This window comes from Candidatus Neptunochlamydia vexilliferae, from assembly GCF_015356785.1.
In the GTDB taxonomy this organism is placed as follows: domain Bacteria; phylum Chlamydiota; class Chlamydiia; order Chlamydiales; family Simkaniaceae; genus Neptunichlamydia; species Neptunichlamydia vexilliferae.
Map to the genome: position 1 here is coordinate 37,551 of NZ_JAAEJV010000012.1, position 9,457 is coordinate 47,007.

A 9,457-nucleotide genomic window follows, 5' to 3' on the forward strand; every position below is an offset into this window, starting at 1 on the left:
ATGCCTCCTATGGAAGCAGTGATAGAAAAAAACACCCATCCCTTCTACCCTTTTTTCAAGCGCCTTTTCGATCTCGCGTTTAGCACCACTTTCATCACCATTTTCTCACCGGTGTATCTCGCTTTAGCCCTCCTTATTAAGCTGGGATCGAAGGGACCCATCTTCTATATCGGCAAGCGGCTCGGAAAAGGGGGAAAACATGTCACGATTTACAAGTTCCGGACGATGTATCTCGATGCCGAGGAGCGACTCGAGGAAATGCTCAAAAATAACCCGAAGATGCGGGAAGAGTGGGAGGTGTACCAAAAGCTCCAAGATGATCCTCGCTGCACCCCGATCGGAAAATTCTTAAGAAAAACATCGCTCGATGAGTTTCCCCAGTTTTTGAATGTCATTAAGGGTGACCTCAGCGTTGTCGGTCCCCGCCCTCACTACATCGAAGAGCTTGAGGGAGAGAGGAACAGCCCCTTAAAAAAATATGCCCAGTTTGTCTTGTCGGTCAAACCGGGTATTACGGGTCTATGGCAAATCTCTGGACGGAACCATCTTTCCTATGAGGATCGGGTGGAGCTCGACAGCCTTTACTACAAAAAACAATCGTTTTTCTACGATCTGATGGTTGTGCTAAAGACGATTCCTCTTGTTCTTATTTCACGAGGAGCAGTGTAGTGGACCGCATCCTTGTCACTGGAGGGGCGGGATATATTGGAAGTCACATCTGTAAAGCGCTTGCTCAAAAAGGGTACGAGCCGGTCACGCTCGACAACCTCTCTTTAGGTCATGCGTGGGCCGTCAAGTGGGGTCCTCTTATCGAAGGAGACATTGGAGACCAAGAGCTTGTCCGGAAAGTGATCGATGACTACCAAGTTGTCGGCACAATCCACCTCGCCGCCCTTTCGAATGTGCGAGAGTCTGAGCAAATCCCCCTAGCCTACTACCAAAACAATGTGGAAAAAACGGTTAATCTTCTTCAGGTTCTAGAGGAGAGGGTCCCTTGCTTTGTCTTTTCAAGCACCTGCGCTGTCTATGGAATACCCCAGCACGTTCCGATAGAGGAAACCCATCCGCAGTATCCCATCAGTACCTATGGAGAGTCAAAGTGGATGGTTGAAAAGGCCCTCCAAAAAACAGGCTTAAGAGTTGCCACCCTCCGCTACTTTAATGCTTCCGGAGCTGATCCCGAAGGGGAAATCGGCGAATGCCATACCCCAGAAACCCACCTCATTCCCCTTTTGATTCAAACGGCAATGGGGCAAAGAGAGACCTTTACCCTTTATGGGAATGACCACGACACTCCAGACGGCACACCGATCCGCGATTTCATTCATGTGACCGACCTGGCTGATGCCCATGTCCTTGCCCTTGAAAAACTCCTAAAAGGAGAAAAAGCGCTCACCCTCAACTTAGGAACGGGGAAAGGATACTCGGTGCAAGAGGTGATCGAAACACTTAACCACCCAATTTCCCTTATCCAAGGGGAGCGGTTTGCGGGTGATCCCCCCATTTTGGTGGCAGGTGCCAGTCAAGCCAAAGACGTTTTAGGTTGGGAGCCAAAATATTCTGACCTATCGACCATTTTAGAAACCGCTTGGAGGTGGCACCAGTGCCCTATTTCTTCGTCGCTCTCTTAAGCGCCCTTTTACTCCCCTTTCCCCTTCAGTTTTTTGCCCCCTTCTTTGCCCTTTTGTATCGACGCGCCTCGCTTCTCAAATCCCTTTGGGTGGCAGCGGGATGCGGCTTCATCCTCGATCTTCTTTCCACCTCCCCTTTTGGCCTTCAGCCCCTCATTGCAGTCTGCGTCACCCTCATCCTCTACCGCTACCGGATCTATGTGATCGACAAAGCCATTGGCTTTGTCTCTTATACTGCGCTTATTGCCTTTACCTGGACCCTCCTGGCCCGCCTCTCCCTTTTCCTGTATGATCTCTCTTTCCCCCTCACTTTTAAGGGAGTCGCGACCGACCTGATGATTTTTCCGCTGATCGATGGACTCTACGGCTACCTCTTCTTCTCTTTCCCCTTGACTGTCTGGCGATTAGCAAAACCTTTACTTTTGCGTGGATGGTGGTATAAGGAGGAAGAGGAGGAAGTCCATGCCGAATGAGCTCGATCTACCCAATCTTCTCCGTTCTCGCCTAACGATGGTAGCCACCCTTGCTGCCCTGCAAGCAGGTGAGGTGCTGAAAAAGGGGTTTGGCACCGAGATGCGCTTTGAAAATAAAGAAGGGCGTCATAACATTGTCACCGAGTGGGATAAAAAGGTCGAAGAGACGATCATTAAAACGATTAAGACCCACTTTCCGGAGCATGCTTTCCTCGCTGAGGAAAGTGGCGAATCGGGAACCCAAAAAGAGGGGGTCTTATGGGTGATCGATCCTATTGATGGAACGGTCAATTTTGCCCATAAAATTCCGATGTTTTCGGTGAGCATCGCCGCTGCTTTTCAGGGAGATATCCTCGCCGGAGTGGTCTATAATCCGATGACCGACGAGCTCTTTATTGCTGAAAAGGGGATGGGAACGTTCCTCAATGGAGAAAAACTCAAAGTCACCGAGACGGCGGTTATCGACAGCGCCATCGCTGCAACCGGTTTTCCCTATAATGTGCATGAAAATCCCCTCTCTTGCTTGGATCATTTTAACACATTTGCTAAGATGGAGATTCCCATTCGACGGATCGGGTCGGCAGCTCTTGATTTAGCTTACCTGGCAGCAGGCCGTTTTGACGCCTTCTGGGAGGCCTCTTTAAGACCCTGGGACTATGCTGCAGGAAAACTCCTGATCGAAGAAGCAGGAGGCACCTTTACCAACTTTGAGGGTAGCCCCTATACCTCTTTAGAAGAGGGACCCGTGATCGCCTCGAATGGACTCCTGCACGAGCAGATGAGTAAGAGGATTAATACCAAATCGGAAAAATAACTTGGTAAATTGAGCTTGGCCTTTTCGGTTAAAACTGCATTTTCGATCTCACTAACCAACAAGTGGTTACATCGATCTCCAAACGCAGTTTTTCCTCGAAAACTCTCAAGCTAATTTTGCAATTTATTTTTCCGAATTGGTATAAGGCGACCACCGATACAGCTGATTTGTGTTGACTTATCACTTTTTTTGGTACAATATCACGGATATAGCAAATAATGTCCTAGATTTTGGTCCATGAAGAAAAAATCAAAAAGAGCTCTTGCCAAAGAAATTTTCCGAAAAGCGGGAGGAATCCTTAGAATGTCTGAAGCTCTTAAGCTAGGAATCCACCGCAGAGAACTCTACTCCCTTAGAGACAGCGGAGAATTAGAAGTCATTAGTAGAGGCTTATATCGGCTAACTGAAATACCTCTTCCCTCTTTGCCAGACTTTATCCCTATAGCTAAAAAAGTTCCTAGCGGAGTTATTTGTCTTATTTCTGCTTTATCATTTCATGAAATCACAACACAAATCCCCCACTTTGTTTATGTTGCACTTCCTCGTAGCGCTCATAAACCTGCTATTTCCTATCCCCTAATGCGCTATTTTTGGTATACTGAAAAACTTCTTATGACCGGAGTCGAAAAACATATGGTTGACGGATGCACTATTAAGATCTTTGATATTGAAAAAACTTTGATCGATTGCTTAAAATTCCGCAATAAAATTGGAGCCGATGTTGTTTATGAAGCCCTCAAAATGTATTGGGAACGCAAGGGGGCAAACTTGGACAAGTTATTTAAATATGCTAAACTATTCCGAATGGAAAACGTCTTAAGGCCAATCATGGAGACGATAACTAGTGGATAAAAAGAACCTTGGTGAGTCTATTTGTCAACGACTAAAAGACTTATCAAAAGAGCGCAAGCGTCCTTTTGATGAAATCCTTCGCTATTATGCAATGGAGCGTTTTCTTTTCCGGTTAAGCACTAGTCCATACAATACCAAACTCTTCCTAAAAGGAGGCTTAATTCTCAAGGTCTGGGATCCTTTAGACCATCGTGCAACAATGGACATCGACCTTTTAGGGCGTATTTCCAACCAAATAAAAGATCTCAAACAAGTGATTACAGAGATTGCTGCAATTCCCTATGAAGAAGATGCTATTACCTTTGATACTCAGCACCTAACGATTCGCCGGACCCAAACGGCAGGAGACTATGAGGAAATAAGAGCCAGTTTTTCTGCAAAGCTATTTAAAGCAAAGTTACCTGTCCTTATTGATATTGGTTTTAACGACATTATTGTCCCAAAGCCCCAGCAGATCCACTACCCCACTTTATTAGGAATGCCCACTTTAGAACTACTAGGGTATACCCTAGAAACCGTCATTGCCGAAAAACTCGAGTCAATTGTAAAGCTTGGGCTTATCAATACGCGAATGAAAGATTTTTATGATCTTTGGACAATTGTCCAAAGAGAGAAGCTCAATCCTAAAACACTCGAACTAGCCGTTAAGAATGTATTCATGAATCGAGCCTCGGAAACTAAGTATCCTATTGCATTTACTCCTGTTTTCTACGAAGCCACAGACACCTTAAAGCGGTGGGATAACTTCCTTTCATCTATTGGAAAAAATACCATTAACTTTCAAGATGTCATCCATGAGATTTCTAATCATTTAACTCCATTAATTAAGGCAAGCACCAATGCAGCTGATTGACGGCAAGAAAATTGCTAAAGAGATCCAAAAACACCTCAAACAAGAGATCGTCCAGATCGACGGGCGCAAGCCTGGCCTGGCCTTTATCCTCATTGGAGAAGATCTCCCCTCACAAACCTATGTCGCGATGAAAAAAAAGGGATGTCAGCAAATCGGCATCCACTCTGAAGTCCTTTCCCTTCCAGGAGATATCACCCAAGAAGGGCTCATTGGAGAAATCGATCGTCTTAATAGGGCCGACCACATCGATGGAATTTTAGTTCAACAACCCTTCCCCAAACAGATTGACACCGCTGCGATTATCGAAGCGATTGACCCCAATAAAGATGTCGATGGGTTTCACCCCATCAACATCGGCAAACTCCTTCTCGGCGTCTCTGGAGGCTTTGCCGCCTGCACTCCCCTCGGGATCGTAACCCTCCTTGAAAAAAGCAAGATCGACACCGCGGGCAAACATGTTGTCATCGTTGGCCGCAGTAACATTGTGGGAAAACCCCTTGCTGCTCTTCTCATGCAAAAAAAACAAGGAGCCAATGCCACAGTGACCATCGCCCACAGTGGAACCCAAAACCTTCAAGAGCTCTGTCGGGAGGCCGATATTTTAGTCGCCGCCCTGGGCAGCCCCCACTTTATTACTGCCGATAGGGTCAAAAAAGGAGCGGTCGTGATCGATGTGGGCATCAACCGAACAGATAAAGGGCTTGTTGGCGATGTTGACTTTAACAATGTGAAGCAGGTGGCTTCTGCGATTACCCCTGTGCCAGGCGGAGTAGGACCGATGACCATTGCGATGCTCCTTGCAAACACCTACGAAAGTTACAAAAAACGATGTGGCTGATTCTCTTTCTCGCTTTACTCTTTGGCTGCAGTAAAGAGCCTTCCCACTTTCAAGGAGTAGCCCATGGCCATCCCTACCGGATCCAAATCGGCGGCTCCCCTAATAAAACCCATGTCCAAGCGCTTCTAGAAGAGATATTCGAAGAGGTCGATACCCTCTATAACCACTGGAACCCCGACTCCCTTTTATCGAAAAACCCCGACTCCCCAGAGCTCCAGCCCATCCTCTCCTTGGCTCACTCTTTTTGCACCCTAACCAACGGATGGTATGACCCCACTTTGCGCGGCCCGATCCAAACCTTCAAAACACAAACGGCCCACTCTCCTGGCTACGACCTCGATGGGATGCTGAAAGGGTATGTGATCGACCAGATTGTCGAACAGCTCCTTTCCCTTGGGTATACAAACCTCTATGTCGAGTGGGGAGGAGACCTCCGCGTCCATGGGAAGCACCCTTCAGGACGCCCCTGGCAAATCCTATTGAATGATGAAGTCGTGCCTCTTGAAAATGGAGCCATTGCAACAAGCGGATGTGCCGAACAAACCTGGGATATTGACGGCACGACCTATACCCACATCATCAATCCCTTCACTCAAGAGATGGTGGGGGTGGGCATTTACTCGGTTACTGTCCGCGCTCCCACCTGCGCCCTCGCCGATGCCCTTGCCACTGCCTGCATGGCTTCAGGCTCCGAAACCTTTGCTGATGCGATGAAAGAAAAACTCCCCGTCGATTTTTGGATTGTTTATACCGAAAAAAGTTCAAAAACCGGGAATTAGCCAAAGCCAGCACTCCAGATTTAGTCCCATCGAAGCAGTCTCCTATCGAGGAGATAGGAGCGATGCAGAGGGGGCTAAAGGTGGTGATGCTGGCGCAGGCAAAAACCGATTTTTGAACTTTTTTCGGTATATCTTGACATTGGAAACCAAAAACCTCTATTTCTAGAAAAAACTCTTAATATTGGAGGTTCATGATGAAAAAAACCATTTTACTTTTTGCTGGAATACTCACACTTGCTGGAGGAGCTCTAGCCTCTTGTAGTAAGGAAGAGCCTAAGCCGACGCCCACTAAACCACAACAAGAAACACCAGAAAAACCTGGTGGCCCTTGCCGTAAGTATTAAATTTTAGATGCGGGGGAGAGACTTCTCTCCCCCACCATTTGCTATTATCTTTTTAATGGAGTATAATAGCGAATAGTAATGAAAAAATTAAACAAAACATTTGCCGGAACAATGGCCGGCACCATCTCTGTTCATCCCAAAGGTTTCGCTTTCGTCTCTCCTGATGACCCGAAAAAATATCCTGAGGATATTTTTATTCCCAAAAGTTTGAAGGGAAATGCGGTCGATGGCGATCGTGTGGAAGTCGCCGTTGCGGCAGAGCAAAAGGCAGGTAAGGGCCCCGAAGGGATGGTCCAAGCCATCCTCGAGCGGGGAAAAGAAGAGCTCGTCGGCATCGTCTGGATCATCAACCCGAAGGGACACTACCTCCTCTACGTCCACTCTCTTGGTCCCTCTAAAGCAGCACTCGTTAAAAAAAACAAGAAGGCAACGTACCAAATTGGTGATCGCCTCATCTTAAAAGTCGACGACTGGGGAGATGAAAAGTCCCCTGCCACCTGCACCGTTACTGAGAAGCTGGGGACGATCGACGAGGCGTGGACCGATATCCCCTCAGCCATCCGTGACTTTGGGATCCGAAAGGAGTTCCCCAAGGAGGTGATCGAGCAAGTGAAAAAACTCCCCCCTGAGGTCGACAAAAAAGATATTGAGGGGCGGGAGAATCTCACCTACCTCGAGTGTGTCACCATCGATCCCGATACCGCCCGCGATTTTGACGATGCTTTATCGCTCACCGAAGATGAGAAAGGACACTTCCATTTAGGGGTTCACATTGCCGATGTTTCCCACTATGTGAAAGAGGGAACCCCTCTTGATGAAGAGGCCAAAAAACGGTCCAACTCAACTTACTTTCCGGGACAGTGCGTCCCGATGCTTCCCGAAGAGCTTTCCAACCATCTCTGTAGCTTAAAAGAGCAGGTCACCCGACTCACCCTTTCGGTCTTGATCGATCTCGATGAAGAGGGAACGGTCTTAAATTATCGGATTGTCCGCGGGGCCATCTTTAGCCAAAAGCGGTTCACCTACAAAGAAGCGAAAAAAGTGCTCGATGGAGAGCTGAAAAGTCCCCATGAAAAAAAACTGAAACGCCTCGAAAAACTTTGCCTTCTTTTAAAGAAAAAACGGCGGGAACGGGGCAGCGTCGACCTCGCCCTTCCTGAGATAGTGATCAAGGTCAACAAAAAGGGGGAACCAACTGGACATGAGGTGGTCGAATATGACATCACCCACCAACTTGTTGAAGAGTTTATGCTGAAAGCCAATGAGCTCGTTGCCCAAGACTTCATGAAGAAAAACAAAAAAGGGATATTCCGGATCCATGAACCTCCCGGAGAGGATAATCTCGAAGCTTTTTATGCCCTAGCGCGGAGTTTAGGCTTTTCTCTACCGAATAAGCCCGAAGTCGACGACATCCAAAGGCTCTTTGAAAAGGCGAAGGGAAGTCCCCACGCCGAGCAACTTTCGATCGCCTATATTCGGAGTATGAAACTGGCGGTCTATTCTGAAAATAATGTGGGCCATTATGGCCTCTCCCTTGAAAACTACTGCCACTTTACGAGCCCGATCCGCCGCTATAGTGACCTCATTATCCACCGCCGCCTCTTTGAAGATTCCGAGGAAGACCTCACCCTCGTTGCCAAAAGTTGCTCCGACAAGGAGCGGGTCTCTTTTAAGGCAGAGACAAGCGTTGTGATGCTTAAAAAACTCCGCCTCCTCCAAAAGTGCCAGCAGGAGGATCCCACCCGTCTCCACCAAGCAGTCGTGAGTAAAATCAAACCCTTTGGGGTCTTTTTTGAGGTCGCTCCCCTCCAATATGAGGGATTCCTCCACCTCTCCGATCTGGAAGATGACTACTATGTCTATAACCAGCAAAGAGAACTCCTTGTTGGACAAGATACAGGAAAAACCTATAAAATGGACTCTCCTCTCGAGATCCTTCTCGAAGAGGTCGATCTCATCATGATGGAGACAAAATGGGCCCTTCCCCGCCAAAGCAAAACAAAGAAAAAACGGTCCCGCTCCTCTTCTACCAAGAAGAAGAGGTGGTCGAAGTCGCGCAGGCGCTCCTAGGCAAGTACCTCTTTACCTCCTTTGAGGGTCAGCTCACCGGTGGGATGATCATCGAAACCGAGGCCTACAAAGGGGCTGAGGACAAAGCCTGCCACGCCTATGGAGAGCGAAAAACTGCCCGCACCCAGGTGATGTTTGAGCCAGGGGGGGTGGCCTACATCTACCTCTGCTACGGAATCCACCACCTCTTCAATATCGTCACCCACAAGGAAGGGACACCCCATGCCGTCCTTGTCCGCGCCCTAGCCCCCACCCATGGCACTGAAACGATGGAAAAGCGGCGCAAAGGAGCTAAAAAGCTCACCGGAGGACCAGGAACTCTCACCCAAGCCCTTGGAATCCAGACCCACCATTCGGGCATCCCCCTGACAGGCAATGAGATATGGCTTGAAGACCATGGAGCACCCCTTGGAAAGATTATCGCAACCCCTAGAATTGGAATCGATTACGCCGAAGAACATAAAAATCTCCCTTGGCGCTTTCTTTTAAATTAAAAATATGGTATAATAGTAGCCATTCAAATAAAAAAGTAGGGAACTAATGACTACAGAAGGAATTCAAAAAAAATATAGTTGTTTAGGGTGGGAAAGCACCCCTTTAGAAGAAGGAGTAATAGAAAAAATTATAGCCTTTGTGGCTAAAATTTTTCTCTACCTCGAAAGCAGTGAGTTCCGCGATGCATTTTCCAAAGAAGCAGTGGTTCGGGCATGGTTCAAAATACAGCATGCTGAGGTAACACTTCACGACGTAGCTTTTCTTCGCCTTCGGCTCCGAAGCTGTGTCGGTTCAGTGGATTTTTTTTG

The 9,457-nt window shown here is 47.7% G+C and carries 12 protein-coding genes; all 12 read left to right on the forward strand.

What is annotated here, in order from left to right:
- Positions 1 to 9 precede the first annotated feature (9 nt).
- Entirely contained in the window at positions 10 to 669 is a 660-nt protein-coding gene (locus tag NEPTK9_RS03565; protein WP_194847454.1) for a sugar transferase, read from the forward strand.
- Entirely contained in the window at positions 669 to 1,631 is a 963-nt protein-coding gene (galE, locus tag NEPTK9_RS03570; protein ID WP_194847455.1) for a UDP-glucose 4-epimerase GalE, read from the forward strand. Before NEPTK9_RS03565 ends, galE begins: the two co-directional genes overlap by 1 nt.
- The gene (locus NEPTK9_RS03575) at positions 1,604 to 2,104 is read left to right on the forward strand and encodes a hypothetical protein (RefSeq protein WP_194847456.1); all 501 of its coding nucleotides are present in this window, start codon (positions 1,604 to 1,606) and stop codon (positions 2,102 to 2,104) included. The genes galE and NEPTK9_RS03575 overlap by 28 nt, the downstream gene beginning before the upstream one ends.
- Positions 2,094 to 2,918, forward strand: coding sequence for an inositol monophosphatase family protein (locus NEPTK9_RS03580; RefSeq protein ID WP_194847457.1), 825 nt, complete (start codon positions 2,094 to 2,096; stop codon positions 2,916 to 2,918). Before NEPTK9_RS03575 ends, NEPTK9_RS03580 begins: the two co-directional genes overlap by 11 nt.
- Before the next feature lie 237 nt (positions 2,919 to 3,155).
- Entirely contained in the window at positions 3,156 to 3,770 is a 615-nt protein-coding gene (locus tag NEPTK9_RS03585; protein ID WP_194847458.1) for a type IV toxin-antitoxin system AbiEi family antitoxin domain-containing protein, read from the forward strand.
- On the forward strand, positions 3,763 to 4,623 hold the full coding sequence (locus NEPTK9_RS03590) for a nucleotidyl transferase AbiEii/AbiGii toxin family protein (RefSeq protein WP_194847459.1): 861 nt from the start codon (positions 3,763 to 3,765) through the stop codon (positions 4,621 to 4,623). Before NEPTK9_RS03585 ends, NEPTK9_RS03590 begins: the two co-directional genes overlap by 8 nt.
- Positions 4,610 to 5,461 (forward strand): bifunctional methylenetetrahydrofolate dehydrogenase/methenyltetrahydrofolate cyclohydrolase FolD, encoded by an 852-nt coding sequence (folD, locus tag NEPTK9_RS03595; RefSeq protein ID WP_194847460.1) that lies wholly within the window; start codon positions 4,610 to 4,612, stop codon positions 5,459 to 5,461. Before NEPTK9_RS03590 ends, folD begins: the two co-directional genes overlap by 14 nt.
- Positions 5,452 to 6,240 carry an FAD:protein FMN transferase gene (locus tag NEPTK9_RS03600; protein WP_194847461.1) on the forward strand — a complete coding sequence of 263 codons (789 nt, stop codon included), beginning with the start codon at positions 5,452 to 5,454 and terminating at the stop codon, positions 6,238 to 6,240. Before folD ends, NEPTK9_RS03600 begins: the two co-directional genes overlap by 10 nt.
- A 191-nt stretch (positions 6,241 to 6,431) precedes the next feature.
- Positions 6,432 to 6,584 (forward strand): hypothetical protein, encoded by a 153-nt coding sequence (locus tag NEPTK9_RS03605; protein WP_194847462.1) that lies wholly within the window; start codon positions 6,432 to 6,434, stop codon positions 6,582 to 6,584.
- A 78-nt stretch (positions 6,585 to 6,662) separates the two neighbouring features.
- Positions 6,663 to 8,654: a ribonuclease R family protein gene (locus tag NEPTK9_RS03610; RefSeq protein WP_194847463.1), complete on the forward strand. Its 1,992-nt coding sequence runs from the start codon at positions 6,663 to 6,665 to the stop codon at positions 8,652 to 8,654.
- The gene (locus NEPTK9_RS03615; RefSeq protein ID WP_194847464.1) at positions 8,558 to 9,148 is read left to right on the forward strand and encodes a DNA-3-methyladenine glycosylase; all 591 of its coding nucleotides are present in this window, start codon (positions 8,558 to 8,560) and stop codon (positions 9,146 to 9,148) included. Before NEPTK9_RS03610 ends, NEPTK9_RS03615 begins: the two co-directional genes overlap by 97 nt.
- Before the next feature lie 46 nt (positions 9,149 to 9,194).
- A partial coding sequence (locus tag NEPTK9_RS09630) for a hypothetical protein (protein WP_228547008.1) occupies positions 9,195 to 9,457 on the forward strand: 263 nt, incomplete at its 3' end.